General features: G+C 68.5%; 26 protein-coding genes. 7 read left to right on the plus strand and 19 right to left on the minus strand.

All coding sequences use genetic code 11. The features are described 5' to 3' along the window. Positions 1-33 precede the first annotated feature (33 nt). Positions 34-654, minus strand: a complete 621-nt coding sequence (locus tag FK531_RS14920; protein WP_142100614.1) for a TetR/AcrR family transcriptional regulator — start codon at positions 652-654, stop codon at positions 34-36. 131 nt (positions 655-785) lie between these two features. On the opposite strand from FK531_RS14920, the gene FK531_RS14925 reads away from it, so the two are divergent. After that, positions 786-1,229 carry a winged helix DNA-binding protein gene (locus FK531_RS14925; protein WP_142100616.1) on the plus strand — a complete coding sequence of 148 codons (444 nt, stop codon included), beginning with the start codon at positions 786-788 and terminating at the stop codon, positions 1,227-1,229. Between the two features lie 258 nt (positions 1,230-1,487). Here FK531_RS14925 and FK531_RS14930 read toward each other — a convergent pair whose 3' ends face one another. After that, on the minus strand, positions 1,488-2,447 hold the full coding sequence (locus FK531_RS14930; protein WP_142100618.1) for a R2-like ligand-binding oxidase: 960 nt from the start codon (positions 2,445-2,447) through the stop codon (positions 1,488-1,490). Between the two features lie 81 nt (positions 2,448-2,528). Continuing rightward, positions 2,529-3,668, minus strand: coding sequence for a M24 family metallopeptidase (locus FK531_RS14935; protein ID WP_142100620.1), 1,140 nt, complete (start codon positions 3,666-3,668; stop codon positions 2,529-2,531). Positions 3,669-3,705: 37 nt separating this feature from the next. On the opposite strand from FK531_RS14935, the gene FK531_RS14940 reads away from it, so the two are divergent. Next, entirely contained in the window at positions 3,706-4,668 is a 963-nt protein-coding gene (locus FK531_RS14940; RefSeq protein WP_142100621.1) for a 5'-3' exonuclease, read from the plus strand. A 45-nt stretch (positions 4,669-4,713) separates the two neighbouring features. On the opposite strand, the gene FK531_RS14945 is transcribed toward FK531_RS14940, so the two are convergent. Beyond that, complete coding sequence (locus tag FK531_RS14945; protein ID WP_246098171.1) at positions 4,714-5,406, minus strand: TetR/AcrR family transcriptional regulator; 693 nt, start codon at positions 5,404-5,406, stop codon at positions 4,714-4,716. Between the two features lie 85 nt (positions 5,407-5,491). On the opposite strand from FK531_RS14945, the gene FK531_RS14950 reads away from it, so the two are divergent. Further along, positions 5,492-6,373 carry a class I SAM-dependent methyltransferase gene (locus FK531_RS14950; protein ID WP_142100623.1) on the plus strand — a complete coding sequence of 294 codons (882 nt, stop codon included), beginning with the start codon at positions 5,492-5,494 and terminating at the stop codon, positions 6,371-6,373. Between the two features lie 48 nt (positions 6,374-6,421). On the opposite strand, the gene FK531_RS14955 is transcribed toward FK531_RS14950, so the two are convergent. From FK531_RS14955 to FK531_RS15010, 12 genes are all read right to left on the minus strand, one after another. Continuing rightward, positions 6,422-7,216, minus strand: a complete 795-nt coding sequence (locus tag FK531_RS14955) for a DUF4333 domain-containing protein (RefSeq protein WP_142100625.1) — start codon at positions 7,214-7,216, stop codon at positions 6,422-6,424. A 111-nt stretch (positions 7,217-7,327) separates the two neighbouring features. Next, on the minus strand, positions 7,328-10,045 hold the full coding sequence (locus FK531_RS14960) for a DEAD/DEAH box helicase (RefSeq protein ID WP_142100627.1): 2,718 nt from the start codon (positions 10,043-10,045) through the stop codon (positions 7,328-7,330). A gap of 121 nt (positions 10,046-10,166) precedes the next feature. After that, entirely contained in the window at positions 10,167-11,114 is a 948-nt protein-coding gene (gene tatC, locus FK531_RS14965; protein WP_142100629.1) for a twin-arginine translocase subunit TatC, read from the minus strand. Positions 11,115-11,185: 71 nt separating this feature from the next. Next, positions 11,186-11,452 (minus strand): Sec-independent protein translocase subunit TatA, encoded by a 267-nt coding sequence (tatA, locus tag FK531_RS14970; RefSeq protein WP_142100631.1) that lies wholly within the window; start codon positions 11,450-11,452, stop codon positions 11,186-11,188. A gap of 72 nt (positions 11,453-11,524) precedes the next feature. Continuing rightward, positions 11,525-12,532 (minus strand): helix-turn-helix transcriptional regulator, encoded by a 1,008-nt coding sequence (locus FK531_RS14975; RefSeq protein WP_142100633.1) that lies wholly within the window; start codon positions 12,530-12,532, stop codon positions 11,525-11,527. Beyond that, positions 12,529-13,524, minus strand: coding sequence for a helix-turn-helix transcriptional regulator (locus FK531_RS14980; RefSeq protein ID WP_142100635.1), 996 nt, complete (start codon positions 13,522-13,524; stop codon positions 12,529-12,531). The genes FK531_RS14975 and FK531_RS14980 overlap by 4 nt, the downstream gene beginning before the upstream one ends. Positions 13,525-13,550: 26 nt before the next feature. Continuing rightward, positions 13,551-14,909, minus strand: a complete 1,359-nt coding sequence (gene pafA / locus FK531_RS14985) for a Pup--protein ligase (RefSeq protein WP_181762974.1) — start codon at positions 14,907-14,909, stop codon at positions 13,551-13,553. 166 nt (positions 14,910-15,075) lie between these two features. Next, positions 15,076-15,876 (minus strand): proteasome subunit alpha, encoded by an 801-nt coding sequence (prcA, locus tag FK531_RS14990; protein ID WP_142100639.1) that lies wholly within the window; start codon positions 15,874-15,876, stop codon positions 15,076-15,078. Next, the gene (gene prcB, locus FK531_RS14995; protein WP_142100641.1) at positions 15,873-16,757 is read right to left on the minus strand and encodes a proteasome subunit beta; all 885 of its coding nucleotides are present in this window, start codon (positions 16,755-16,757) and stop codon (positions 15,873-15,875) included. Before prcB ends, prcA begins: the two co-directional genes overlap by 4 nt. Further along, on the minus strand, positions 16,754-16,948 hold the full coding sequence (locus FK531_RS15000; protein ID WP_077041654.1) for a ubiquitin-like protein Pup: 195 nt from the start codon (positions 16,946-16,948) through the stop codon (positions 16,754-16,756). Before FK531_RS15000 ends, prcB begins: the two co-directional genes overlap by 4 nt. A 126-nt stretch (positions 16,949-17,074) precedes the next feature. After that, positions 17,075-18,574, minus strand: a complete 1,500-nt coding sequence (gene dop, locus FK531_RS15005; RefSeq protein WP_142100643.1) for a depupylase/deamidase Dop — start codon at positions 18,572-18,574, stop codon at positions 17,075-17,077. 298 nt (positions 18,575-18,872) lie between these two features. Next, complete coding sequence (locus tag FK531_RS15010; protein ID WP_142100645.1) at positions 18,873-19,256, minus strand: nitroreductase family deazaflavin-dependent oxidoreductase; 384 nt, start codon at positions 19,254-19,256, stop codon at positions 18,873-18,875. 35 nt (positions 19,257-19,291) lie between these two features. Here FK531_RS15010 and FK531_RS15015 point away from each other — a divergent pair, with 35 nt between their 5' ends. Further along, entirely contained in the window at positions 19,292-19,816 is a 525-nt protein-coding gene (locus FK531_RS15015; protein WP_142100647.1) for an NUDIX hydrolase, read from the plus strand. 70 nt (positions 19,817-19,886) lie between these two features. Here the strand turns inward: FK531_RS15015 and arc are convergent, their stop codons facing one another. Beyond that, the gene (gene arc / locus FK531_RS15020) at positions 19,887-21,662 is read right to left on the minus strand and encodes a proteasome ATPase (protein WP_142100648.1); all 1,776 of its coding nucleotides are present in this window, start codon (positions 21,660-21,662) and stop codon (positions 19,887-19,889) included. Positions 21,663-21,837: 175 nt separating this feature from the next. Between arc and FK531_RS15025 the strand changes: the two genes are divergently transcribed. Then, the gene (locus tag FK531_RS15025) at positions 21,838-22,302 is read left to right on the plus strand and encodes a WKL family lipoprotein (RefSeq protein WP_142100650.1); all 465 of its coding nucleotides are present in this window, start codon (positions 21,838-21,840) and stop codon (positions 22,300-22,302) included. Between the two features lie 68 nt (positions 22,303-22,370). Here the strand turns inward: FK531_RS15025 and FK531_RS15030 are convergent, their stop codons facing one another. Then, positions 22,371-23,225 carry a tRNA (adenine-N1)-methyltransferase gene (locus FK531_RS15030; RefSeq protein WP_142100652.1) on the minus strand — a complete coding sequence of 285 codons (855 nt, stop codon included), beginning with the start codon at positions 23,223-23,225 and terminating at the stop codon, positions 22,371-22,373. 86 nt (positions 23,226-23,311) lie between these two features. Here FK531_RS15030 and FK531_RS15035 point away from each other — a divergent pair, with 86 nt between their 5' ends. Then, the gene (locus FK531_RS15035) at positions 23,312-24,229 is read left to right on the plus strand and encodes a RecB family exonuclease (protein WP_246098172.1); all 918 of its coding nucleotides are present in this window, start codon (positions 23,312-23,314) and stop codon (positions 24,227-24,229) included. Further along, positions 24,229-25,038, plus strand: a complete 810-nt coding sequence (locus tag FK531_RS15040) for a thioesterase family protein (protein WP_142100654.1) — start codon at positions 24,229-24,231, stop codon at positions 25,036-25,038. Before FK531_RS15035 ends, FK531_RS15040 begins: the two co-directional genes overlap by 1 nt. Positions 25,039-25,110: 72 nt before the next feature. Here the strand turns inward: FK531_RS15040 and hisG are convergent, their stop codons facing one another. Then, complete coding sequence (gene hisG / locus FK531_RS15045) at positions 25,111-25,962, minus strand: ATP phosphoribosyltransferase (RefSeq protein ID WP_142100656.1); 852 nt, start codon at positions 25,960-25,962, stop codon at positions 25,111-25,113. Positions 25,963-25,995 lie beyond the last annotated feature (33 nt).

Here is a 25,995-nt window from a genome sequence, read left to right on the forward strand (position 1 = left end):
GTTGGTCGGCACATCAGGCACGGTGGACCAGGTTCACGCCGACAGTTGGAGTGCGTCAGGGATGACGGCGAATGCCTGATGCAGGCGTTCGAGGAGATCGGCTCGGCCCCCGCTCGCATCGGCGGCGACCCAGCCGCGGCCGGCGATGCTCCATGCCGTGGTGGTCAGCTCGGCGAGAACGCGGGGGCGCAGGTCGCCGCCGGGGAGTGCCAGTTTGTCCGATATCCGTTGGGCTACTTGGGTTTCCATGCCGGATCGGGTGTACTCGACGTGACCGAGCAGGCTGGGGGCGGTGAGGACCAGTTTGCGGGTGGCGACGTAGCGGACGTCCCAGTCGTCCGGGAGCTCGGCGACCACGCCGGTGAGGATGTCCCGGAGTGCGGCGAGCATCGGGCCAGCAAGGTCGTGGGCGGTCAAGGCGTCGAGATAGGCGGCCCACAGCTCGGTTTCGGCCTCGACGGCCACGGCCTCCTTGGTGGGGAAGGCCCGGAAGAACGTACTGCGCGAGACCTCTGCCACATCGACCAGCTCCTCCACAGTGGTCGCGGCGAAACCCTTCTCGGTGAACAGCCGTAGCGCAGCGTCGGCCAGAGCGCGGCGAGTGCGGAGCCGTTTGCGTTCACGAAGCGGTAGAGCGCGGTCGTCGATGGGCATTCCGGAATGGTAGCCCCATACGAACCTCCGGCACGAAAGAAACGGAGTGTGAATTGGTATTTGCACACTGATGACACTTAGTGTCAGTATCGTTCATGTCAACGAGTAGCACCCCGCACGAGGAGATCGCCATGGACACCACCGCCCCGGTCACCCTGAACCCATCGGTCATCGGCCAGGCCGAAAAGCACCACACCGCGGTTCTGACCCGCGCACTGGCCGGTACCACGCTGGACGAAAAGCAGTGGATCGTACTCAACCAGACCGTCGCCGCCGGTGCGCCGGTCGATCCGGCCGCCCACATCACCCGCGTCGCCGCCATGACCCAGTGGAATCCCGGTGACGCCGGGAACGCACTGACCGCACTGCTCGAAAGCGGCCTGCTGCGAGAGACTTCCGCTGATCTGGTCGAGCCCACCGAGGACGGTACGGCGCTCGCCGGCAAGGTCCGCGCCGAGACGGGTGCGATCGTGGCCGCCGCCTATGGCGCGGTCTCCCCCGAGGATCTGGCCACCGCGGCCCGGGTGCTGACCACCATCACCGCCCGCATGGCTGAGGAACTGGCCCGCACCTGAACCGCCGAGATCGCCGACCTGTTCACGCGCTTCGCCCGCCTGCTCGACGAGCGACGGTGGGACGATGTCGGCACCGCAATACGGACGACTGCAGGCTGGCGACTCAGCGAAATACGAATCACGCCCGCCTGGATCCGCAAGGATTGACCACAGCCTGCAACGGATCTCGGACGCCAGCCACGACGAAGCAGCGAACGTGCTGGAACGGCTATTGAAGGCGCCGCCCGGAGGGCAGCGGGCTTTGAAGTTCCTTCGCCGCTAACGGGCCGCGGACTCCGCGAACACTGCTGCGTCCTCCTCGCCGAACTGCTCCTCGAGCACCTCGGGGGTGTAGTCGAGGTCGATCTCCTCGATCGGTCGGCCGCGTGCGGACTCGATCGCGCCGAGCCTGCGCTGGGCGCGGTCGGCGGCGTAGGCGACGAACTCCTCGGGGTCCAGGCCGAACGGCTGCACTTCGAACTGGTCGTTGTTCCAGTTGATCAGGCCGATCGCGAGCGGCATCAGCTCGGCCATCCGCTGCTGGACGACGTCCCAGTTGCTGTCGTCGGCGGCCACGTGCCGCCGACAGGTGAACGTGCCCCACGCCATGTGCCGACGCTCGTCGTTCCCGATCAGCCGGATCAGCTCCTGCATCCCGGGCAGGATGTGCCACTCGGTGCACACCTTCTGCCACGCGTAATACCCGGTCAGCGCGAGGCTGCCCTCGATGACGTGGTTGTACGTGACGGACGCCCGCACCTGGTTCGCCGGGCTCGGATCGGTCTCCAGGACAGCGAGGGATTCCGGCAGCTCCTCGTAGAACAACTGTCGGTACGACGGGTTGTCGGCGACGAACCGATGCAGGTCCCCGGTCAGACCGACCGCATCCATCCACAGCCGGAACACTTGCGTGTGCTTGGCCTCCTCGAAGCAGAACTGGGTCAGGTACATCTCGTCACCGAGCCGGCCCTCCACGGACATCGCCTTCATGAACGGCTGGATGTCCTCGGTGACGGCCTCCTCCCCGGCGATGAACTGGGCGCACAACATGGAGGAGCTGCGCTGCTGCTCGCTGGTCAGCCCCTCCCAGTCCTCGGCGTCCTGACTGAAGTCGAGGGTCTGTGGGTCCCAGAAGTGCGCGTTCCCCTTGGTGAACAACCTCAGCGGGAAAGCGTCCCAGTTCAGGCCACCAGCCCGAATCGATCCGAAGCCTTGCCTGGTCACGGGAGTCGCGGTCATGGCGCACGTCCTGGTCTGTCGAGGGAGCACCGTCGGTGTGTCCGGCGTCACACACCATCGTTTACACAGCCGTGTGCAGTGTCAAGGAGTCAGCACGGTGAGTCCGTGCGGACGGGTGTTCATCGGCTCGCAGCCGTCGGCGGTGACCACCACGATGTCCTCGATCCGGGCACCCCAGTCACCGCGGAAGTAGATGCCCGGCTCGATGCTGAACGCCATCCCCTCGGCGAGGTCGATCCGGTTGCCCGCCACGATGTACGGCTCCTCGTGCACGGACAGACCGATCCCGTGACCGGTGCGGTGCACGAAGACGTCGGCCAGGCCCTCGGCCGCGAGCACGTCACGGGCGGCGGCGTCGACGGACTCGGCGGTCACGCCCGGACGCACGGCATCGACGGCGGCCTGCTGCGCGCGTTCGAGGACCGCGAACTTCGCCGCAACCTCCGGCCCCGGCTCCCCCATGCTGTAGGTCCGAGTGCTGTCCGAGTTGTAGCCCGGCGCAACGGGTCCGCCGATGTCGATCACCACCACGTCCCCGGGCTCGATGGTGCGGTCGGAGACCTCGTGGTGCGGGTCCGCGCCGTGCGGGCCCGACCCGACGATGATGAACTCCGCCCCGGTGTGTCCCTCCGCGACGATCGCGGCCCCGATGTCGGCGGCCACCTCCGCCTCGGTACGCCCGGGTCGCAGCCACTCGCCCATCCGCGCGTGCACCCGGTCGATCGCCGCGCCCGCACGACGCAACGCCTCGATCTCGGCCTGGTCCTTGATCATTCGCAATTCGCGCAGCACCCCGGTGGCCAGGATCGGCGGCGCGCCCAGCGCAGCGGTCAGCGGGATGACGTGCAACGCGGGCATCGCCTCGGCGACGGCGGTCCGTCCCGGCTGCGGCAGCAGCGACCCGACCAGCGCATACGGGTCGACGCCGTCCACCCAGTCGCGTACCGGCAGGCCCAGTTCCGAGGTCGCCGAGTCGCCGAGCGCCGCCAGTTCGAGCCTTGGCACCACCACCGACGCCGGGCTGCCGTCGGCGGGCACCACCAGACAGCTCAGCCGCTCGAACGAGTCGGCGCCCGAACCGATCAAGTACTTCAGGTCGGGGCCGGGGGTGATGAGCAACGCGTCCAAGCCTGCGTCCGCGGTGATCTCCGCGGCGCGCCGGAGGCGCTCACCGTAGACGGCGGTCGGGAATCGTCCGTTCGAGGAGCTCTGTGCACTCATGACACTCAGGCTAACGAGGTTTGGCAGGATGAGCCGTATGACTGGACCCCTGCTTCTCCTCGACGGCGCGAGCCTGTGGTTCCGCGCGTATTACGCGCTCCCCGAATCGTTCACGTCGAAGGACGGACGTCCGGTCAACGCCGTGCGTGGCTTCACCGACATGGTCGCGGCGTTGATCACCCGGCACCAGCCGAGCCGTCTCGCGGTGTGCCTCGACCTGGACTGGCGACCGCAGTTCCGGGTGGACCTGGTGCCGTCCTACAAGGCACACCGCGTCGCCGCCGAGCACGAGGCCGGGCCGGACGTCGAGGAGGTGCCCGACACGCTGACCCCGCAGGTCCCGATGATCCTCGACGTGCTGGCCGCGGCGGGCATCGCCACCGCCGGCGCGGACGGTTTCGAAGCCGACGACGTCCTCGGCACGCTGGCTGCCCGCGAGCGTGCCGACACCGTGGTGGTGGTCAGCGGGGACCGCGACCTGCTGCAGGTGGTCGCCGACGACCCGGTGCCGGTGCGGGTGCTCTACGTCGGACGCGGGCTGTCGAAGGCGGAACTGTTCGGCCCCGCCGAGGTCGCCGAGAAGTACGGCGTGCCCGCAGACCGGCCCGGAATCGGGTACGCGGAGTTGGCCCTGCTGCGCGGTGACCCGTCCGACGGACTGCCGGGCGTCAAGGGCGTCGGAGAGAAGACGGCGTCCTCGCTGATGCTCGAGTACGGCTCGGTGGCCGCGTTGCGGGCCGCGGTCGACGATCCGGAATCCGGTCTGGCCAAGGGAGTTCGGGCCAAGCTCACCGCAGCCGCGGACTACCTCGACGCCGCGCTGCCGGTGGTCCGGGTGGCCACGGACGCCGACGTGCGGCTCTCCGGCAGCGACGAACTGCCCACCGCGCCGGCCGATCCGGACGCCCTCGCTGCGCTCGCGGGCGAGTTGGCGATCGAGAACTCGATCCGCCGCCTGACCGAGGCTATGGCCGCCCCGAGGGAAGCGCATCGCGAGTAGGTCGAGCACGCCCCCGAACTGCGGGTGGCACGCGTCGGTCGGCGCTCAGGAGTCGGCGCTCAGGGTGATGAGCCATCGATGGATGACGGGCCGGAGGTCTGCCACGCTGGCTGGCGTGCCTGCCTCGATGTGGAGCATCGATCGGGCGCCGTGAGTGCGGTCGAAGAGCAGACCTTCGAGCAGGCTGATCAGATCCTGCGCTGCCGCCGGAGGATCCGTCGCACCCAGCGAGGCTAACAGGACTCGGGCGGCGGGCAGTGAGAACAGGCATCCCGCAAGCGCCCGGCGCAGGAGGTCGTCGTGGGCGGCGTCGGCGGCCAACGCGTAGCGCGCGAGGGCGTCGCGACGACGGTCGGCCAGCAGCAGGTCGAGTTGATGTGCCATGAGCTCGGCTGCAGTCGCGACGGGGTCGGCGCCGCGTGTGTGGCTTTCCAATGCGGAATGAAAGGCAGCGCGAGATGCCTCGGTCAAGTGTGTGATGGCCGCTTCGAGCAGGTCCTGGCGTGTTCGGTAGTAGTAGGAGGTCGACCCACGCGCGATCGCGAGTCGGTCGTCAACCGCATGATGGGTCACCGCCCGATTCCCCCCGCTCGCGGCGAGATCGAGGGCAGCCTCGCAAATCTGCTGCCGACGGGAGATGCGTTCTTCCGGCCTCACGGTGTCGTTGCCCATGTCGTCGATCCTTCCCTGTTGCGCGCGCGTCCCGCCCACACCGGTGCCGCCCGAAGTGGTGCTCACCACACAGCCATCGCTTGGCGACCATATCCTCTATAACTATAGAGACACCCGGGAGGCGCCCGGGCCGGGGCGAAGGAGTCGAACGATGACCGACGAACCACTGGTGACCAATGTTTCCGACACGGCGCGCTGGGTTGCCGTGCACCGGGCGGTGGAGTCCGCCCGGCCCGACGCCCTGTTCCACGATTCGCTGGCGGGCCTCCTTGCCGGCACCCGCGGCCGCGAGATAGCCGAGGCGGCTCGACGAGAGATCGCCGACGACTGGTTCCTGGTCGCCCGCACCAAACAGATCGACGACCGAGTTGCCGACGCCGTCCGTGCCGGTTGCGATCTGGTGGTCAACCTCGGGGCCGGCCTGGACACCCGGCCATACCGGATGGACCTGCCCACCGAGCTGGAATGGATCGAGGTCGACCTACCGGGACTGATCGAGGAAAAGAACTCCCTGCTCGCCGACCAGGTGCCCCGGTGCCAGCTGACCAGGGTCGCCGTCGACGTCACAGACCATGTCGCGCTGACGGCTTTCCTCGACGCCACGCTGGAGGGCGTCCATCAGGCGCTGATTCTGAGCGAGGGCCTGGTGATGTACCTGGACGACGACTCGGTGGCCGCGTTGGCGTCGGCCTTGCGGCGCCCCCAGGTGGCGGGCTGGTGCCTGGACTTCAGCGCCGCCGGCGTCGCCCAACTGATGGTGGACCGCAACGAGGGCCTGCTACAGCGCGCACCCTGGACCTTCTTGCCCGCCGACGGAGTGGCCTTCTTCGAAGCCCTCGGCTGGAGGGTCGAATACCTCGAATCGATCTTCGCCGCCGCGGGCCGCCTGGACCGGCTGTCCTCGGACGCGCTCGAAGGCCTTGCCGGACCCCAACCCGATCCCCGTGCGCCGGGGCAGTCGCCCTACAGCGGCGTCGTTGAGCTGACTCCGGAAACCCGGTGGCGTCCTCAGGGGAAGCACGCCGAGCAGTGATTCGCCCATCGGTCGTCGTCGGGTTCCCGGATGTTCGCCAACGTGCGGTCAGGAACCCGTCGGCCGGCCGACCTCGTAGGTGCCCGAGTCGTCGGTGAATGTCACCGTCACCTTCTGCGGCTCGCCCTTGACCTTCAGGGTGCAGGTGAAGCTCGAGCCCTTGGAGACCTTCTGGTCGGCAGGGCAGGAGACGTCCGTGATGTTGGTGACGCCGTAGGAACCGGTGAGCACCTGCGCGACGCCCTTCTGCGCGGCGGTCTGGTCCAGCGTGGTTCCGCCGCCGAGCAGCAGGATCGCGGCGAGCACGCCCGCGATCACGACCACCGCCCCGACGCCGAGCCCAATCCACAGCGGCAGCTTCGACTTCGAGCCGCCGGGTGGGCCGGAGTACGGCTGCTGGGGGTAGGCGCCGGTCGGGTACTGGCCCTGCGGGTACTGCCCGGGCTGCGACTGCGCCGGGTAGGGCGCCTGATACGGCTGCGGCGGAACCGGACCGGCGGCAGTGGCGCCCGGCTGGGGGTACTGGCCGGGGTACGGGTACTGCGCCTGCGGGTAGGCGGGCTGCTGGTACCCGGCCGCCGGGTACTGGGGTTGCTGGTACTGGGGCTGAGACTGCTGCGCACTCCACGCCTGCTGGCCCCACTGCGGAGCCTGTTGCAGTGGAACCTGCTGCTGGGGGTACTGGCTCGGGACCTGCCCGGGCTGGGGCCACTGCTGGGTGGGCGCGGGCTCTGGCGGTACGCCCTGCGCCTGCGGCTGCGGGGTGGGCGGCTGCGCGTCGTCCCCCGCGGACCCCGTCGACTGCTTGTCGGGGTCGGTGGGTCCGCTCTCCGGTGCGCTCATCCTGCCTCCACTCACGTACTGTCGCCGTTCACAACTCGTCCCCCGCCGCACCCGCCGCGATGTCGCGTCCGGTGATCCGACAGCGAGCGAATCAAATCACATCCGCACCGCTCAGGCCGCGTCGACGGCCACGACACCCCGGCGGATCGCTGCGACGGCCTTGGAGGCCGCGCCGCGTACCTCGGCGTCCGGCGCGGTCATGTGCACCTGGTCGAGCAGGTCGATCACCTGGCGGCACCAGCGGACGAAATCGCCCGCCGACAGGGCCTGCCCGCGATCGCCCGCGGCCAGCAGAGCGTCGACCAACGGTTCGCCGCGGGCCCACTTGTAGACGGCGGTGACGAAGCCCAGGTCCGGTTCCCTCGTCAACGGCAGCTTGTGCCGGACCTCGTCGACGCGGAGAGCGGACCACAACTGGACCGTCAGACCCAGCGCGTGCCGGATCGGCGCGGTCGGTCCCCGATCCCCGGTGTCCGAGTCCTGCCTGGACTCGTAGACCATCGCCGAGACGACGGCCGCCATCTCCGCCGGTCCGAGCCCCTTCCACGTCCCGTGCCGCAAGCACTCGGCGACGAGCAGGTCGCACTCGGAGTAGATCCGGCTCAGGCGTCGACCGTGTTCGGTGACACCGTGGCCCCCTGCGGCGGTGCCGCCCAACTCACCGGCCTCGACGTATCCCCGCTCGCCGAGCAGTCGCAGGATCCGGTCGAAGGTCCGGGCGAGTGAGTTCGTGGTCGCGGCGACCTTCTGCCGCAGCGTCTCGGTCTCGCGGGCGAGCTTGTTGTACCGCTCGCCGATGTTGCTGAGTCGGTCCCGGTCGGGGTCGGTGTGACACGGGTGCGAGCGCATCGCGCGGCGCAGCGTGGCCAGTTCGCGGTCGCTGGCGGCGGGCGACTTGCGCTTGCTGAACCGGCTGGGGGCGACGATACCGGTGCTCCGCAACGCCGAGGCCAGGTCCCGGCGACTGCGGCCGGTGCGGTGATCGACGTGCCGCGGAAGTCGCATGCTGCCCAATGCCTTTGCCGGAGTCGGGAAGTCGGCTGCGGAGATCCGGCCCGCCCACTTGTCCTCGGTGAGCACCAGCGGTCGCGGGTCCTTCTGGTCGGTGTCGGTCTCGAGCACGACTGCCAGGCCCGACCGTCGGCCGACCGGGATGGCGATCACATCGCCTCGACGCAGCGAGGTCAGCGATGAAACCGCTTCCTGCCGCTTGTCGGTTCGGCCCTGTCGTTCGAGTTGCCGCTCGCGGGCCTTGACCCGTTCGCGCAGCTGGGCGTACTCGAAGAACTCGCCGTCGACCCCACCGAGCTGGTCCCGCAGCTTCGCCAGCGCCTCCTCGTCGCGCTCGATCGCCCGCACCATGCCGACCACCGAGCGGTCCGCCTGGAACTGCGCGAACGAGCTCTCCAGCAGCGACCGCGACTCCGCCGCACCCATGCGGTCGATCAGGTTGATCGACATGTTGTACGAGGGTTTGAACGAACTGCGCAGCGGGAAGGTGCGGGTGGACGCGAGTCCGGCAACCTCGGTCGCCTCGACGCCCGGCTGCCACAGCACCACCGCATGCCCCTCCACGTCGATGCCGCGGCGGCCGGCCCGGCCGGTGAGCTGTGTGTACTCCCCCGGCGTCAGCTCTGCGTGGGTCTCGCCGTTGTACTTGACGAGGCGTTCGAGGACCACGGTGCGCGCGGGCATGTTGATGCCGAGGGCCAGGGTCTCGGTCGCGAAGACCGCGCGTACCAAGCCCTTGACGAACAGTTCCTCGACGGTGTGCCGGAAGGCGGGCAGCATGCCGGCGTGATGCCCGGCGATGCCGCGTTCGAGGCCTTCGCGCCACTCCCAGTAGCCGAGCACGGCGAGGTCGTGCTTCGGCAGGTCACCGGTGTGCCGCTCGATGATCTCGGCGATCTCCGCGGCCTGCTCGTCGGTGGTCAGCCGCAGTCGCGAGCGCAGGCACTGGGCGACCGCCGCATCGCACCCTGCGCGACTGAAGATGAACGTGATGGCGGGCAGCAGGCCCTCCTCGTCGAGCCGGGCGATCACCTCCGGGCGCGGCAGCGGGCGATGGTTGCTGCCGTTGTAGCCGCCCCGGCCGCGTCCACGCGGCTCCCAGGAATCCACCCGGTCCAGGGACTGCCGCTGCTTGAGGTGACGCACGAGCTCCTGGTCGACCACCAGCCGGGCGGTCGGGTCCGCGGACTGCGCCGAGTTGTCGAACAGGTCGAACAGCCGCCTCCCGACCATGATGTGCTGCCACAGCGGCACCGGTCGCACCTCGTCGACGACGATCTCGGTGTCGCCGCGCACCGTCTCCATCCACGCGCCGAACTCCTCGGCGTTGCTGACGGTCGCCGAGAGGCTGACCAGTCGGACGTCCTGCGGCAGGTGAAGGATGACCTCCTCCCACACGGCGCCGCGGAACCGGTCCGCCAGGTAGTGCACCTCGTCCATCACCACGTGTGACAGTCCGCGCAGGGTCGGTGAGTTCGCGTACAGCATGTTGCGGAGCACCTCGGTGGTCATCACGACCACCGGCGCCTCGGGGTTGATGCTGAGGTCGCCGGTGAGCAGGCCCACCGACGCCTTGCCGTACCGCTCGACCAGGTCCGCGTACTTCTGGTTGCTCAGCGCCTTGATCGGGGTGGTGTAGAAGCACTTGTGCCCGGACACCAGCGCGAGGTGCACCGCGAACTCACCGATCACGGTCTTGCCCGCGCCGGTGGGCGCACACACCAGCACCCCGTGCCCCGCCTCCAGCGCGCGAGCGGACTCGGCCTGGAAATCGTCAAGGGGAAAGCTCAGCTGCGCCGCGAAGGCCTCGAGTTCCACACCGTCAGGTTAGCCAACAATGCCCCCACAACCGGTGAGGGGAACCGTCACCCGGTCAGACCGAGTGACGGTTCCCCTCACCAGTGGAGATCACGCGTCAGAGCGCGGTGGAGTTACCGCGTCAGAGCGTGTCGGAGAAGTCGTCCGTCCCAGACGGGGACGTGGCGTCCACCCGGGTCGGTGCGGCGACGTCAGCGGTCTCGCCGAGCGGCGAGGCCTCGTCGTCGTCGAGACCGCCCCACCCCTGCGTCGCGAGCTTCGCCTTGCGCCTGTCGTTGAGACGCGAGATCTGGACGGCGAACTCGAACAGGACCGTCAGCGCGAGCGCGAGCGCGAGCATCGAGAACGGATCCTGTCCGGGGGTGGCGACCGCCGCGAACACGAACAGGGCCATGATGATGCCGCGCCGCCAGGCCTTCAGCTTCTCGTAGCTGAGGACGCCGACGAAGTTCAGCGCGACGACCAACAGCGGGATCTCGAAGCTGACGCCGAAGATGATCAGCAGGTTGATGATGAAGCCGAAGTACTCGGCGCCGCTGAGCGCTGTGATCTGCACATTGTCGCCGATGGTCAGCAGGAAGTGCAGTGCCTTCGCGACCACCAGGTAGGCGAGCACCGCGCCCGTGGCGAAGAGGGCCGCGCCGGCGACGACGAAGCCGACCGCGTAGCGCCTTTCCTTCGAGTACAGGCCGGGGGTGATGAACGCCCACAGCTGGTACAGCCACACGGGGCAGGCCAGCACGATTCCGGCGGTCAGCGCGACCTTGAACCGCAGCATGAACTGTTCGAACGGTCCGGTCGCCAGCAGGCGGCAGGCGCCGTCGTGGCTCAGGTCGGCTCGGCTGGAGTCGGGAAGCGAGCAGTAGGGACCACGGAGCAGCTCACCGAGGCTCTCGATGCCGAAGAGCTGGTGCGAGTACCAGAAGAAACCGAAGGCGGTGGTGACCACGATCGCAAGGATCGACAGCAACAACCGCGTCCGCAGCTCGTAGAGGTGATCGATCAACGACATCGTGCCGTCGGGATTGACCCTGCGCCTGCTGCGCCGGGGGTCGAAAGGGATACGCACTGTGGGCCCTAGCTCTGGTCAGCCATTAGCCCGGGGCACACTCCGCGCCCCGGGATCACTCGGTCTCCGGACTAGGACGTCCGGGGCTCGGGGTGCGGGGCGACAGTGGGCGCCGTATCCGTCACCGGGGTGGCCGCGGGAAGCTGGGCAATGGGCTGCTCGGCAGGCGCGGCAGCTGCCGGAGCAGCGCCGTCCTTCTGCATCTCACTGACCTCGCTCTTGAAGATCCGCAGCGAACGTCCGAGCCCACGAGCTGCATCGGGCAGCTTCTTCGAACCGAACAGAATAACGACCACCAGCGCCACGATGGCCCAGTGCATGGGGCTCATACTGCCCATTTCAACCTCCAAAGATCAGATGGTTCGATGCTACCGGACAGGTGCCCCTCAGTCCCGGGAGATTAACGAGACTCAGGTGTCCGATTTCGGCTCGCCGGCGACCCGCGTGCCCGTGCTGTCGGCACTCTCCCGGTATGCGGCGAGGGCTGCCACGGCCCGTGCGCGGACCGCCTCCACCAGCTCGACGGGTTCGAGAACCCGCACACCCGGGCCGAAACCCGCCATCAGTCGGGCCATCCAGTCCAGCGAACCGAACCGCATGGACGCCTCGATGGAGCCGTCGCCGCGAACCACCTCACCGGACATCGGGTAGTAGTCCATCACCCAGGCATGGTCCGGGGCGATCGTGAGCCGCGCCTGCGGCAGGGTGTCGTCGTCGTGGAACAGGTCCATCGCGTGAGTGTCGTCGCGGGCGTCGGCGGGCGCCTGCGCCGGTTCCGACAGCTCGGTGGCCGCGTCGATCCGGTCGAACCGAAACAACCGGACACCCGCCGCCTCGCGGCACCAGGCCTGCAGATAACTGTTGTTGTCCACCAGCACGATCCGCACCGGATCGACCACCCGCTCGGTGACCGCGTCGCGGGAGGCGGAGAAGTAGGTCAGCTCGAGCGCCCGGCCACGCCGAACCGCGGACCGGACGGTCGCGGCGATCGGGCTCTCCGCCTCGGGACGACGTCCCGCCTGCGCGATCCCGCCCGCGGCCGCCACCCCGGCGGCCGACTCGATCTTGGCGATCGCACCCTCGATCGCGGTCGGGTCCGCGGTGCCGGGCATCTCGACGAGTGAGCGCAACGAAATGAGCAGGGCGGTGGCCTCGGTGGACGTCAGACGCAGCGGCCGGTCGATACCGGCCGAGAAGGTGACGTCGACCGTCTCCTCCGCGAAGGACAGGTCGATCAGGTCGCCGGGGCCGTAGCCGGGCAGACCACACACCCACAGCTGATTCAGGTCGTTGGTCAGCTGGGTGACGCTCACGCCGAGTTCGGCGGCCGCCTCGGCCTTGGTGATCCCCGGGTTCGCGATGAAGTACGGGACCATGTTGAGCAGTCGGGGCAGCCGATGCGACAGCCGTTGGCTCATCGGTCCGCCTCCGTGATCCCCGCGGCGGCGCGCAGTCGCCCCATCACGTCCTCGCGTAGTTCTGCCGGTTCGAGCACCAGCGCATCCTCCCCGTAGCCGGCGATCAGCCGGGCGATCCAGTCCCAGGATCGCACCGGGACCTCCAGCACGACCCCGGCACGGTCACCGACCGGGTGCGAGCCCACCGGCCTGCCGAGGCGGCGCAGTTCCTGCGCTCGGCCGTCCCGGACCGCGACCGTGGCGGTGCCCGCGACGCCTGCGGTACCGACGGTGCGATTGACGATGTCGCGCAGGTCGGTGCCCGGCTGCTTGTGCACGGCGTTCTCCGGGCCGAAGGCGGTGACGTCGTCACCGATCCTGGAGAGCCGGAACGTCCGGGTGTCGCGCCGGTCGACGTCGTACCCGACCAGGTACCACCGCCCGTCGTGGGTGACCACTCCCCACGGGTGCACGGTTCGGGTGGTGAACGGTTCGTTGCGCGCGGACCGGTGCTCGAAGCGGACCGCGCGGCCCGCGTCGATGGCGGCGAGCAGCTTCTCGAGCGCGGGCTCGGATCCACGGACGCGGGCGGGCAGCGCTGTGAACAGTGCCGACGCGGTGTCCTGGTCGACGACGACACCCGCGGCACGCAGCTTCAGCACCGCGCCCTGCGCCGCGGACGTCAGCTCCGGCGATTCGAGCAGCTGGACGGCGATCGCGACGGCCGCAGCCTCCTCGCTCGTCAGATCGATCTCGGGCAGTTCGTAGGCGTCGCGGTTGATGCGATACCCCTCGACGGTGCCGTACCGGGAGGCCTGTCCCGTCTCGAGCGGGACACCGAGATCGCGGAGCTCGTTCTTGTCCCGCTCGAACATCCGGCTGAAGGCCTCGTCGCTGCCGGACTCGTCGTAGCCCGCGACGCTGCGCCGGATCTTCTCCGCCGTCAGGAACTGCCTGGTCGAGAGCAGGCAGATGACCAGGTTCATCAACCGCTCGAGTTTGCTGATCGCCACGGATCAGCAGCCTAGTAGGGGTGCGATCACATCGACGAGATCAGCCGCTCGACCCGCTCGTCGACGGACCGGAACGGATCCTTGCACAGCACGGTGCGCTGGGCCTGATCGTTGAGCTTGAGGTGCACCCAGTCCACGGTGAAGTCGCGGCCAGCGTCCTGGGCGGCCGAGATGAACTCGCCGCGCAGCTTGGCCCGGGTGGTCTGCGGCGGGGTGTTCACCGCGGCGTCGATCTGCTCGTCCTCGGTGACGCGCTTGGCCAGACCCTTCCGCTGCAGCAGGTCGAACACGCCGCGACCACGCTTGATGTCGTGGTACGCGAGGTCGAGCTGGGCGATCTTCGGGTCGGCCAGCTCCATGTTGTGCTTGTCCTGATAACGCTGGAACAACTTGCGCTTGATCACCCAGTCGATCTCGGTGTCCACCTTCGCGAAGTCCTGAGCCTCGACCGCATCGAGGGTCCGGCCCCACAGGTCCACCACCTGATCGACCTGAGGGTCGTGCTCGCGGTTGCGCAGGTGCTCGACGGCCCGCGAGTAGTACTCCCGCTGGATGTCGAGTGCACTGGCTTGGCGACCGCCCGCGAGCCGGACCTGGCGCTTGCCGGTCAGGTCGTGGCTCACCTCGCGGATCGCCCGGATCGGATTGTCCAGTGCGAAGTCGCGGAACGAGACGCCCGCCTCGATCATTTCCAGCACCAGCGCAGCGGTGCCGACCTTGAGCATGGTCGTGGTCTCCGACATGTTGGAGTCGCCGACGATGACGTGCAGCCGGCGGTACTTCTCCGCGTCCGCGTGCGGCTCGTCGCGGGTGTTGATGATCGGCCGGGACCGGGTGGTCGCCGAGGAGACACCCTCCCAGATGTGTTCGGCGCGTTGGGACAGGCAGAAGGTCGCCGCCTTGGGGGTCTGCAGCACCTTGCCCGCGCCGCAGATCAGCTGGCGGGTGACCAGGAACGGCAGCAGCACGTCCGAGATACGGGAGAACTCCCCCGCCCGCACCACGAGGAAGTTCTCGTGACAGCCGTAGGAGTTGCCTGCGGAGTCGGTGTTGTTCTTGAACAGGTAGATGTCGCCGCCGATGCCCTCCTCGGCGAGCCGCTCCTCGGCGTCGACCAACAGGTCCTCGAGCACCCGTTCGCCGGCCCGGTCGTGGGTGACGAGCTGGACCAGGCTGTCGCACTCCGCCGTCGCGTACTCGGGGTGCGAACCCACGTCGAGGTACAGCCGAGCCCCATTGCGGAGGAACACATTGGAGCTACGACCCCAGGACACCACACGCCGGAACAGGTAGCGAGCCACCTCGTCGGGGCTCAGCCGCCTGTGACCGTGAAAGGTGCAGGTAACACCGAACTCGGTCTCAATACCCATGATTCGTCGCTGCACACTTCGACAGTACAACGCGGAAGGCCACACTGACGGCCGCACGACACACAGACACCTCGTGCGTTTTCCGCCGCCATGGAGCCCGGACAAACGAAACCGCACCGTCGGTTCGTCGACGGTGCGGTTTCGGGGTTTCGCGGGGGCAACCCGGCGGGTACGCGTCCGCTCAGGAGGCGTCGGGCTGATCCCCGGTCGACGAGGGCTCGGCGCCTTCGGACTCGCGTGCCCCGGCGACCAACGCGTCGGTCATGCTCGTCGGCAGCAGCGCCGCAAGCACCGCACCGGTGAGCCGCTTGAACGCCCGCCGCGGCCTGGTCTGGTCCAGGACTGCGACCTCCAGTGCTTGCACTCCGATGATCCGACGCTCGGGCTCGCCGTTGCCGGGCACCGACGTGCCGTCCTGCAGGGCGTTGACGGCCACGGCGACCGCCTTGTCGAGCGGCAGGTCCGGCTCGTAGGACGCCTTCAGCGCGGTTACGATCGGTTCGGTCGCCCCGCCCATCACCACGAACTGCTGCTCGTCCGCGATCGACCCGTCGTAGGTGATGCGGTAGAGCTGCGAGTGCTTACCCTGCTCCGGCCGTCCGACCTCCGCCACGCACAGCTCCACCTCGTACGGCTTGGGCTGCTCGGTGAAGATCGTGCCGAGCGTCTGCGCGAACGCGTTCGCGAGTTGTCGCCCGGTCACGTCCCGACGGTCGTAGGAGTAGCCGCGCATGTCGGCGTGCATGATCCCGGCGCGCCGCAGGTTCTCGAACTCGTTGTACTTGCCGACCGCGGCGAAACCGAGCCGGTCGTAGAGCTCGCTGACCTTGTGCAAAGCGGTCGACGGGTTCTCCGCGACGAAGAGCACACCGTCCGCGTACGTCAGCACGACGACGCTACGGCCGCGCGCAATTCCCTTGCGCGCCAACTCCGAGCGGTCGCGCATGATCTGCTCGGCCGAGGCATAGTACGGCAGCGTCACGGCGTACCACCTGCTTCCTGTGTGCGCTCGGCGATGACGGCCCGAGCGAGTTCGGCTGCCCGTTCCTCGGGCACCACGACGGCGCCGTCGGCGGTGATCACGACGGCGGTCGGGTACAGGCCGCGGCTCAGGTCCGGACCGCCCGTCGCGGAGTCGTCGTCCGCGGCGTCGTAGAGCGCCTCGATGGCCGCTCGCAACGCGCCGGCCTCGTCCCCGGTCGGGTCGTAGATCTTCTTCAGCGCGGACTTGGCGAAGAGCGAACCCGATCCGACTGCGTGGTATCCCGCGCGCTCCTCGTACCGGCCGCCCACCACGTCGTAGGACACGATCCGGCCCGCCTTGGCGGGGTCCGACGAGTCGAGGTCGTAGCCGACGAGGAGCGGGACCACCGCGAGACCCTGCATGGCAGCGCCGAGATTGCCCCGCACCATCGACGACAGCCGGTTGGCCTTGCCGTCGAAGGTCAGTGGGACGCCCTCGATCTTCTCGTAGTGCTCGAGTTCGACCGCGAACAGCCGCACCAGTTCGATCGCCACGCCTGCGGTGCCCGCGATACCTGCCGCCGAGTAGTCGTCGGTGACGTAGACCTTCTCGACGTCCCGACTGGCGATGAGGTTGCCCATCGTGGCCCGCCGATCGCCCGCGATCAGTACGCCACCGGCGAAGGTCAGCGCGACGATCGTGGTGCCGTGCGGGGCGATGTCCGTGTGACTCATCTGCTCACCCCTCCCCCCGAGGGCGGCACCGCGGCCGATTCGGTTCTCCGGCAACAGTTCCGGCGCATGGACGCGCAGGTGCTCGGAGAACGAGGACAGCTGCGAACCGAAATGCAGCCGCTCGCCCCCTACCGCGGAACGCGACGCCGGATGGTCCGCCGTCACTGGCCGCCCTTTTGGACGTACGCGCGCACGAAGTCCTCGGCGTTCTCCTCAAGCACGTCGTCGATCTCGTCGAGCAGGTCGTCGGTGTCCTCGGCCAACTTCTCGCGACGTTCCTGGCCTGCCGCGCCGTCGCCGATCGGGGCGTCGTCGTCGTCGCCACCGCCGCTGCGTTTGGTCTGCTCCTGCGCCATAGCCGCCGACCTCCTCGTATGTCGTGCACAACTACCTGCGCACCAGTGTGCGCCCGTGCTGGGACCTTCACCCTACCGAGCGGGACCGACACAGCGGGATTTCGTGGCCGTGTCGTGCCTTGCGGGTCAGGAGGTGAGCGAGTCGACCAGATCCGCCGCGGTGTCCGCGGCCTCGAGCAGCGCCCCGACGTGCGCCTTGCTGCCGCGCAGCGGCTCCAGGGTGGGAATGCGCACCAACGAGTCGCGGCCGAGGTCGAAGATCACCGAGTCCCAACTCGCGGCGGCGATGTCGGCACCGAACCGGCGCAGGCACTCGCCACGGAAGTAGGCCCTGGTGTCGGTCGGCGGATTGTGCACGGCGTCGAGGACCTGCTGCTCGGTGACCAGCCGCTCGATCGAACCGCGCGCGACCATCCGGTTGTAGAGACCCTTGTCGAGGCGGACGTCCGAGTACTGCAGGTCCAGCATGTGCAGCTTCGGCGCCGACCAGGACAGGCCCTCGCGGTTGCGGAAGCCGTCGAGGATGCGCAGTTTGGCAGGCCAGTCGAGCAGGTGCGCACACTCCATCGGATCGCGCTCGAGCAGATCGAGAACCATCGCCCACTTGTCGAGCAGGTCCGCCACGCGTGGGTCGTCGTTGCCCTCACGTTCGGCGAAGGCTGCGACTCGCCCGAGGTAGATCCGTTGCAGGGCAAGACCGGTCAGTTCGCGGCCGTCGGCGAGCGCGACCGTCTGCCGCAGCGTCGGGTCGTGACTGATCAGGTGCACGGCGGTGACGGGCCGGGCCAGCTGCAGGTCGGACAGGTCGACGCCGGCCTCGATCAGGTCGAGAACCAGCGCGGTCGTACCGACCTTCAGGTACGTCGACCACTCGGCGAGGTTCGCATCGCCGATGATCACGTGGAGCCTGCGGTACTTGTCCGCGTCGGCGTGCGGCTCGTCGCGAGTGTTGATGATGCCCCGCTTGAGGGTGGTCTCGAGCCCGACCTCGACCTCGATGTAGTCGGCCCGCTGCGACAGCTGGAACCCGGCCTCGTCGCCGGACTGCCCGATGCCGACCCGCCCGGATCCGCAGATCACCTGCCGGGACGCGAAGAACGGTGTCAGCCCGGCGATGATCGCCGAGAACGGGGTGTCGCGCGAGCACAGGTAGTTCTCGTGCGTGCCGTACGACGCTCCCTTGCCGTCGACGTTGTTCTTGTACAGCTGAAGTCGCGGGGCGCCGGGGACGCTGGAGGCATGGCGTGCGGCCGCCTCCATCACGCGCTCCCCCGCCTTGTCCCAGATCACCGCGTCCAGTGGATCGGTGACCTCCGGGGCCGAGTACTCGGGGTGTGCGTGATCGACGTACAACCGCGCACCGTTGGTGAGGATCATGTTGGCGGCGCCGACCTCGTCGGCGTCGATCACCGGGGCCGGGCCGTTGAAGCGGCCCAGGTCGAATCCTCGCGCGTCGCGGAGCGGGGATTCCACCTCGTAGTCCCACCGCGTTCGCTTCGCCCGTGGCACCCCCGCTGCGGCCGCGTACGCAAGCACGGCCTGGGTGGAGGTCAGGATGGGGTTCGCCGCCGGCTCCGTCGGGGATGAAATCCCGTACTCGACCTCGATACCGATGATCCGCTGCATGCCCACGAGCCTAGATCCTCGACCGCCCACACCACGTCGGTCCCCGTTCGGCACGCCCGGAGCCGGCGGAGGACCCGTCCGGGTCATGGCGTTTGCAGGTGTCGCGAGGTGCGTCGCCTCCGGTTTCGGCCCAATTGCCGATAAGTTGGATTATGACATTATTGCAGGTGATTGAACGAACGCCTGGAGCCCACGAAGCGGGGCGTCCGGGTCGTCGAGCGGACCAGTTGACGGCGGGCCACCGTCCTCGGTACAGCAGATGTCCTCGACGAACGCGGCGGCGCTGAATGTCGTCTCGCTAGTTGCGCTGGAGCCGGCACTGCAGGTAGTCGCCCGCGTCGATTCTGCGCAGCACCGACCGCACCCCCACCGGCGCCCAGTCCGCGGTTGCGTCGCTGCCGGTGGTCGGGTCGGTCAGCGTGACCAGACGCCCCCTGGTCGTGATGTCGAACTCCCCCGCCGCCCGCACATTGCGCACCCAGTCACTGTCGGCGCCGTACGTGAGCGCGAACCGGTATCCCCCGTCGTGGCGGAACACGTTGACGGGCGTGCGGTAGAGCCGACCGGACTTGCGACCCCGGTGCAGCACGATCGCATATCCGGGGAGCCAGCCCGCGAACAGTCGCGTGACATGGTTCAAGCCGGCCTTGTTCATCCGTGCGAGCTTGCGCGGCAGGGGCACACCGTCAGCGTAACCCCGCGTGGAACGATGGGCAGATGGATCAGACACCGAGCGCCGACGAGATCGTCTCGGTGTACGACGCGCACGGACTGCCGGTCGGGACCGCGCCGCGATCGCGGGTGTATGCGGAGGGGCTGTGGCACGCGAGCGCCGGCGTGCTGCTGCGTTCGCTCGACGGCGAGCGGATCTACGTCCATCGGCGCTCGCCCGACAAGGCCGTGTTCGCGGGGATGCACGACTGCCTCGCGGGCGGCGTCGTGGACCCGGGCGAGAGTGCCGAACAGACCGCGACCAGGGAGCTCGCCGAGGAGCTCGGCGTCACCGGCGTCGCCCTGACACCGCTGGCGCGCATCGCCTGGGACGGCACCTGGGCGGGAAAACCGTTGCGCTGCCACCTCTTCGCATTCGAGGGCCGCTCCGACGGTCCGATCACCCACCAGGCCTCGGAGGTCACCGACGGCTGGTGGTGGACCGACGACGAGCTGTGCACGCGCCTCGCCGACCCCTCGTGGCCGTTCGTGCCCGACACCCGCGCACTGCTCGCCCACTACTGGTCCTGACCACGATCTGCTCCTCGAGACGGATGTGGGCCGCGGCAACCGGGGTTGCCGCGGCCCACACTCGACGTGCTTACAGGTACTGGCCGGTGTTGGACTCGGTGTCGATGGCGCGGCTGGCACTGGCATTCTTGCCGGTGACCAACGTGCGGATGTAGACGATCCGCTCGCCCTTCTTGCCCGAGATCCGTGCCCAGTCATCCGGATTCGTGGTGTTCGGCAGATCCTCGTTCTCGGAGAACTCGTCGACGATCGAATCGAACAGGTGCTGCACGCGCAGGCCCGGAGCCCCCGTGTCCAGGACCGCCTTGATCGCGTACTTCTTCGAGCGGTCCACGATGTTCTGAATCATCGCGCCCGAGTTGAAGTCCTTGAAGAACAGGACCTCCTTGTCGCCGTTCGCGTACGTGACCTCGAGGAAGCGGTTGTCGTCGCTCTCGGCGTACATCCGGTCCACGACACGCTCGATCATCGCCTTGATGCACGCGGTCCGGTCACCGTGGAACTCGGCCAGATCGTCGGCGTGCACCGGCAGCTGCTCGGTGAGGTACTTCGAGAAGATGTCCTGCGCGGACTCGGCATCCGGGCGTTCGATCTTGATCTTCACGTCGAGCCGGCCGGGACGCAGGATGGCCGGATCGATCATGTCCTCACGGTTCGAGGCACCGATCACGATGACGTTCTCGAGCCCTTCGACGCCGTCGATCTCGCTGAGCAACTGCGGGACCACGGTGGTCTCGACGTCGGAGGAGACGCCCGATCCGCGGGTGCGGAAGATCGAGTCCATCTCGTCGAAGAACACGATCACCGGGGTACCCTCGGACGCCTTCTCACGCGCCCGCTGGAAGATCATCCGGATGTGCCGCTCGGTCTCACCGACGAACTTGTTGAGCAGCTCGGGACCCTTGATGTTCAGGAAGTAGGACTTGGCGTCCTTGGCGTCCTGCCCGCGGGCCTCGGCGATCTTCTTCGCCAGCGAGTTCGCCACCGCCTTGGCGATCAACGTCTTACCGCAACCGGGCGGACCGTAGAGCAGGACGCCCTTCGGCGGACGCAGCGCGTACTCGTGGAACAGGTCCTTGTGCAGGAACGGCAGTTCCACCGCGTCGCGAATCTGCTCGATCTGCCTTCCGAGGCCGCCGATGTCGCTGTAGTCGACGTCCGGAACCTCCTCGAGCACCAGATCCTCGACCTCGGCCTTGGGAATCCGCTCGAACGCGTACCCCGCCTTGGTGTCCACCAGGAGCGAGTCGCCGGGCCGCAGCTTCCGGGTCGGCGAGTCGATGTCCTCGTCGGCCGGGTGCTCGGTGGTGTCCGAGGCCGCCAGCGCCAGCGGGTGCGCCAGCCAGACGACCCGCTCCTCGTCGGCGTGCCCGACCACCAGCGCGCGTTCACCGTCGTCGAGAACCTCACGGAGAGCGCAGATCTCGCCGATCCGCTCGAACGATCCCGCCTCGACGATGGTCAGCGCCTCGTTGAGGCGGACCGTCTGTCCCGGGCGCAGCGATTCGGTGTCGATGTTCGGCGAGCAGGTCAGCCGCATCTTGCGACCGGACGTGAACACGTCGACGGTCTGGTCCTCGTGCGTGGTGATCAGCACGCCGTAGCCGCTGGGCGGCTGGCCGAGCCGGTCGACCTCCTCGCGCAACGCGATCAACTGCTGACGCGCCTCCTTGAGGGTGTCCATCAGCTTCGAGTTGCGGATCGACAGGGAATCTACCCGGGCCTCGAGTTCGCGCACCTGCTCAGGCGACTGGGCGAGTTGGCGGCGAAGTCCGGCAGCCTCCAACCGCAGGGCCTCGAGTTCCGCCCTGGCAGCCAGCGAGTCCGGATTCTCTGTTGCGCTCATGTGCGACTCCTCCCAGTTCGTTCTGTCAACGCTACAGCCGCTCACGGAAAAAGGCGGTCCGACACCGTCTGGTTCGCACAGTGTGAGACGTTCGACAGATCACCCCCGATAGTTACCCATGTTAGCCTCACCTATCTAAGTGGCAGAGTCGCTGCCGTTCGAGAAAGGTCCACCAGTGATCAACCGCAAGCTCCTCATCGCCGCAGGCGCGGTCGTCGTCGCCCTCGGTTCTGCCGCCTGCAGTTCCGACGACTCCAGCGACTCCGCAGCGAGCGCGACCACGTCGGCCGCCGCTACGGCCGCCGCGCCGTCCGCCGAGGTGCTGGGCGCGACGCTCACGACCTTCTTCGACCCCGCCGTCGCGGTCCCGGAGAAGGTCGCCGTGGTCCAGGACGGCGCCAAGCAGACCGCGGTGCTCGAGCAGTTCAACGGCGTGCTCAAGGGTTACCCGCTGACCGCCCAGGTCACCAAGGTGACCCCGGTCGACGCCGACACCGTCACCGCCACCACCACGATCACCGGACCGCACGGCGGCGCGCCGGTCGAGGTGAACTTCGACCAGGTCGACGGCAAGTGGGTCGTATCGCAGGACGCCGTGTGCACCATCTTCTCGATGGGCAAGCTCACCTGCGTCCAGTAGGCGGCTCCGCCGCCCGTGAGTACTTCTGGCCCCGCTGAGGACCGGAAGTACTCACGGGCGCGTAGCGCCTAGCCCTTGCCCGAGCGGCGCTGCGGCTTCGGGGTCACCGTGCCCTCTGCCAGTTTCCGCGCGCTGACCAGGAACGCGGTGTGGCCCTGCATCCGATGCTCGGGACGCACCGCCAGCCCCACCACGTGCCAGCCGCGCACGATCGACTCCCAGGACCGCGGTTCGGTCCAGCACTCCTGCTCACGCATCGCCTCGACCACCTTCGACAGCTGGGTGACGGTGGCGACGTAGACGACGAGCACGCCGCCCGGCACCAACGCCTTCGACACCGCGGGCAGTACGTCCCAGGGCGCGAGCATGTCCAGCACCACCCGGTCCACCGGACCGCCTGCGGTGTCCGGGTCGAACTCGGCGAGGTCGGCGATCGTCAGATCCCAGTTCGCGGGCCGCTCGCCGAAGAAGTTCTCGACATTGCGCACGGCGTGCTCGGCATGGTCCTCGCGGACCTCGTACGAGATGACCGTCCCCTCCGGCCCCACCGCCCGCAGCAGCGAGCAGGTCAGTGCGCCCGATCCCGCCCCCGCCTCCAGCACCCGCGCACCGGGGAAAACGTCACCCTCGTGCACGATCTGCGCGGCATCCTTCGGATAGATAACCTGCGCCCCGCGCGGCATGGAAAGTACGTAGTCGACGAGCAGCGGGCGCAGCGCCAGGTACGGCGTGCCGTTGGTGGAGGTGACCACACTGCCCTCGGGGGTGCCGATCAGGTCGTCGTGCAGGATGCCGCCGCGGTGCGTGTGGAACTCCTTGCCGGGTTCGAGCACCACGGTGTACTTGCGTGCCTTCGCATCCGTCAACTGGACGCGATCGCCCACCCGGAACGGTCCACTCGGTCGCTGCTCGCGCCCTGTCATCTGATCGACTCCATTCATCGAGTTCCCCGGCGACCTTCGCGCCGGCCCCGACGAAGCTGTCGGACCCTGCGCATACCCTGCCAGGTGTGAGCATCACTCCCGCGTCGCCCCCCGCCGAATCCCCCGCCGCCGAATCCTCCACCGCCGAGACGGCCGCCGGCGAGCGGTCGCGCTCACGCCCGGCGCTGTCACCCTCCCGCGCGGGAGATTTCAAGCAGTGCCCGCTGCTGTACCGCTTCCGTGCGGTCGACCGGATCCCGGAGACTCCGTCCAAGGCCCAGATCAAGGGCACGGTGGTGCACGCCGCGCTCGAGGACCTCTACGGCCTGCCCGCTCCCGAGCGCGGTCCGGACCGGGCGGTCACGCTGGTCGACCCGGCCTGGGAGCGGGTACTGGCGGAGTCCCCGGAGGCCGCGGCGGCGGTACCGGTCGAGGACCGTGCGGCCTTCCTCGCCGAGGCACGCGCACTGATCGAGGGCTACTACAAGCTCGAGGACCCGACCCGCTTCGAGCCGGAATCCTGCGAGATGCGGGTCGAAACCGAACTCGACGACGGTGTGCTGCTCCGCGGCTTCGTGGACCGGATCGACGTCGCGCCCACCGGCGAGGTCCGCGTCGTCGACTACAAGACCGGTCGCGCGCCCCGCGAGATGACCGAGTCCAAGGCGCTGTTCCAGATGAAGTTCTACGCGTTGGTGCTGCTGCGCACCCGCGGCATCGTGCCCACGCAACTGCGCCTGATCTACCTCACCGACGGTGAGATCCTCACCTACGCGCCGGACGAGGCGGAGCTACTCCGGTTCGAGCGCACCCTGTCAGCGATCTGGAAGGCGATCCTCGCGGCTGGTCAGACGGGAGACTTCCCGCCGAAACCGGGGCGCCTGTGCAACTGGTGCGACCACAAGGCACGATGCCCGGCATTCGGCGGCACACCGCCCGCTTACCCTGGTTGGCCGGAGATACTTTCCGACGCTAACGAAGACGTGAGTGAGGATGAGATGTGATGACGAGTCACGAGGCGTTCTATCTGCCGCTGCCGCAGGCCGTGGACGGCCAGGAACGGTTCATGCCCACCGGTTCCACCGTGAGCCTGTGGGGGGACACCATGCAACACGGCTCGCCCCCGTCCGCGCTGCTGGTGCGGGCGTTGGAGAACTGCGCTCCGCGCGAGGGGACCCGGCTGACCCGGGTGGTGGTGGAGATCCTCGGCCCAGTTCCGTTGACCGAGATCAGGATCCGCTCCTGGGTGGACCGCCCGGGCCGCTCCATCGAGCTGGTCTGCGCCGAACTGCTCGCCGCGTCACCCGACGGCAGCTACCGTCCCGTCGCGAAGGCCAGTGGCTGGCGGATGGCGACCGAGGACACCACCGCCGTCGAGCGCGCCTTCGACCCGGACATGGCTCGGCAACCGGACGGTCCCGTCACCGGGCTCGACTGGGAGATCGGTCCCGGGTACCTCGACGCGGTGGAGTTCCGTTGGATTTCCAGCCCCGGTACGGACGAGACCGGACGGACCTGGATTCGTAGCCGGGTCCCGCTGGTCGACGGCGAGACGATGACGCCGATGCAGAACCTGTTCGCCGTCGCCGACGTCGCCAACGGAGTCGGCGCCAAGCTCGACATCACCAAGTGGACGTTCCTCAACACCGACCTCACCGTGCACGTCCACCGTGTCCCCGAGGGTGACTGGATCGGTGTCGCCGCGGAGACGTCCACCGGACCCGACGGCGTCGGTATGTGCGCCGGAATCCTCTACGACGAGAAGGGGCCCGTCGGCCGGTCGCTGCAGACCGTGTTGATCCGCTCCCGATAACGGCCGCCCAGATGCCGCGGCCCCGGCCGTGCACGGACAGTGCACGGCCGGGGCCGGTGAGCGAGAGCGGCGTCAGAAGGCGCGGCAGGTCCGGATGTCGGTGGCCAGGATCGCCTTGGCGCCGATCTCCGCGAGCTGGTCCATCACGTCGTTGCTGACCTTGCGCGGGACCATCGAGCGGATCGCGACCCAATTCTCGTCGGCCAGCGGCGCGATGGTCGGCGACTCCAGGCCCGGGGTGATCGCCAGCGCCTCGTCGAGACGTGAACGCGGGCAGTCGTAGTCGAGCATCACGTACTGCTGCGCCCGGACCACGCCCTGCACCCGGGCGATCAGCTGATTGCGCGCCTTGTCGGAGCCGTCGGAGCCCTCGCGCTCGATCAGCACGCCCTCCGAGTCGCACAGCGAGTCACCGAATGCCACCAGGTTGTGCTGGCGCAGCGTCCGGCCGCTGCCGACCACGTCCGCGATGGCGTCCGCGACGCCGAGCTGGATGGAGATCTCCACCGCGCCGTCGAGCCGGATGACGGTGGCCTCGACACCCCTGCGCGCCAGGTCGTTTCGGACCAGGTTGGGGTACGAGGTGGCGATCCGCAGACCGGCGAGGTCCTCGGGCGACCACTGCTTGCCGGCGGGAGCGGCGTATCGGAAGCTGGAACGGCCGAAACCGAGCGAGAGCCGTTCGGAGACGGGCGCGCCCGAGTCGAGCGCGAGGTCCCGGCCGGTGATGCCGAGATCGAGCTCGCCGGAACCGACGTAGATGGCGATGTCCTTGGGCCGCAGGAAGAAGAACTCCACCTGGTTGGACGGATCGAGGACGGTCAGGTCGCGCGAGTCGGTGCGGCGGCGGTAGCCGGCCTCGCTGAGGATCTCGGCGGCGGACTCGGACAGTGAGCCCTTGTTGGGTACTGCGACGCGCAGCATGGTGCTTCCTTTCGGGAAGGTCGACGGGGGTCT

It is taken from the genome of Rhodococcus spelaei (genome assembly GCF_006704125.1).
Lineage (GTDB): Bacteria > Actinomycetota > Actinomycetes > Mycobacteriales > Mycobacteriaceae > Rhodococcus_G > Rhodococcus_G spelaei.

What these genes read in the sequence shown, in the direction of transcription:
- FK531_RS14920 (WP_142100614.1), bottom strand. Translation starts at nt 654, where the DNA reads ATGCCCATCGACGACCGCGCTCTACCGCTTCGTGAACGCAAACGGCTC.
- FK531_RS14925 (WP_142100616.1), top strand. Translation starts at nt 786, where the DNA reads ATGGACACCACCGCCCCGGTCACCCTGAACCCATCGGTCATCGGCCAG.
- FK531_RS14930 (WP_142100618.1), bottom strand. Translation starts at nt 2,447, where the DNA reads ATGACCGCGACTCCCGTGACCAGGCAAGGCTTCGGATCGATTCGGGCT.
- FK531_RS14935 (WP_142100620.1), bottom strand. Translation starts at nt 3,668, where the DNA reads ATGAGTGCACAGAGCTCCTCGAACGGACGATTCCCGACCGCCGTCTAC.
- FK531_RS14940 (WP_142100621.1), top strand. Translation starts at nt 3,706, where the DNA reads ATGACTGGACCCCTGCTTCTCCTCGACGGCGCGAGCCTGTGGTTCCGC.
- FK531_RS14950 (WP_142100623.1), top strand. Translation starts at nt 5,492, where the DNA reads ATGACCGACGAACCACTGGTGACCAATGTTTCCGACACGGCGCGCTGG.
- FK531_RS14955 (WP_142100625.1), bottom strand. Translation starts at nt 7,216, where the DNA reads ATGAGCGCACCGGAGAGCGGACCCACCGACCCCGACAAGCAGTCGACG.
- tatA (WP_142100631.1), bottom strand. Translation starts at nt 11,452, where the DNA reads ATGGGCAGTATGAGCCCCATGCACTGGGCCATCGTGGCGCTGGTGGTC.
- FK531_RS14975 (WP_142100633.1), bottom strand. Translation starts at nt 12,532, where the DNA reads ATGAGCCAACGGCTGTCGCATCGGCTGCCCCGACTGCTCAACATGGTC.
- FK531_RS15000 (WP_077041654.1), bottom strand. Translation starts at nt 16,948, where the DNA reads ATGGCGCAGGAGCAGACCAAACGCAGCGGCGGTGGCGACGACGACGAC.
- dop (WP_142100643.1), bottom strand. Translation starts at nt 18,574, where the DNA reads ATGCAGCGGATCATCGGTATCGAGGTCGAGTACGGGATTTCATCCCCG.
- FK531_RS15015 (WP_142100647.1), top strand. Translation starts at nt 19,292, where the DNA reads ATGGATCAGACACCGAGCGCCGACGAGATCGTCTCGGTGTACGACGCG.
- arc (WP_142100648.1), bottom strand. Translation starts at nt 21,662, where the DNA reads ATGAGCGCAACAGAGAATCCGGACTCGCTGGCTGCCAGGGCGGAACTC.
- FK531_RS15030 (WP_142100652.1), bottom strand. Translation starts at nt 23,225, where the DNA reads ATGACAGGGCGCGAGCAGCGACCGAGTGGACCGTTCCGGGTGGGCGAT.
- FK531_RS15040 (WP_142100654.1), top strand. Translation starts at nt 24,229, where the DNA reads ATGACGAGTCACGAGGCGTTCTATCTGCCGCTGCCGCAGGCCGTGGAC.
- hisG (WP_142100656.1), bottom strand. Translation starts at nt 25,962, where the DNA reads ATGCTGCGCGTCGCAGTACCCAACAAGGGCTCACTGTCCGAGTCCGCC.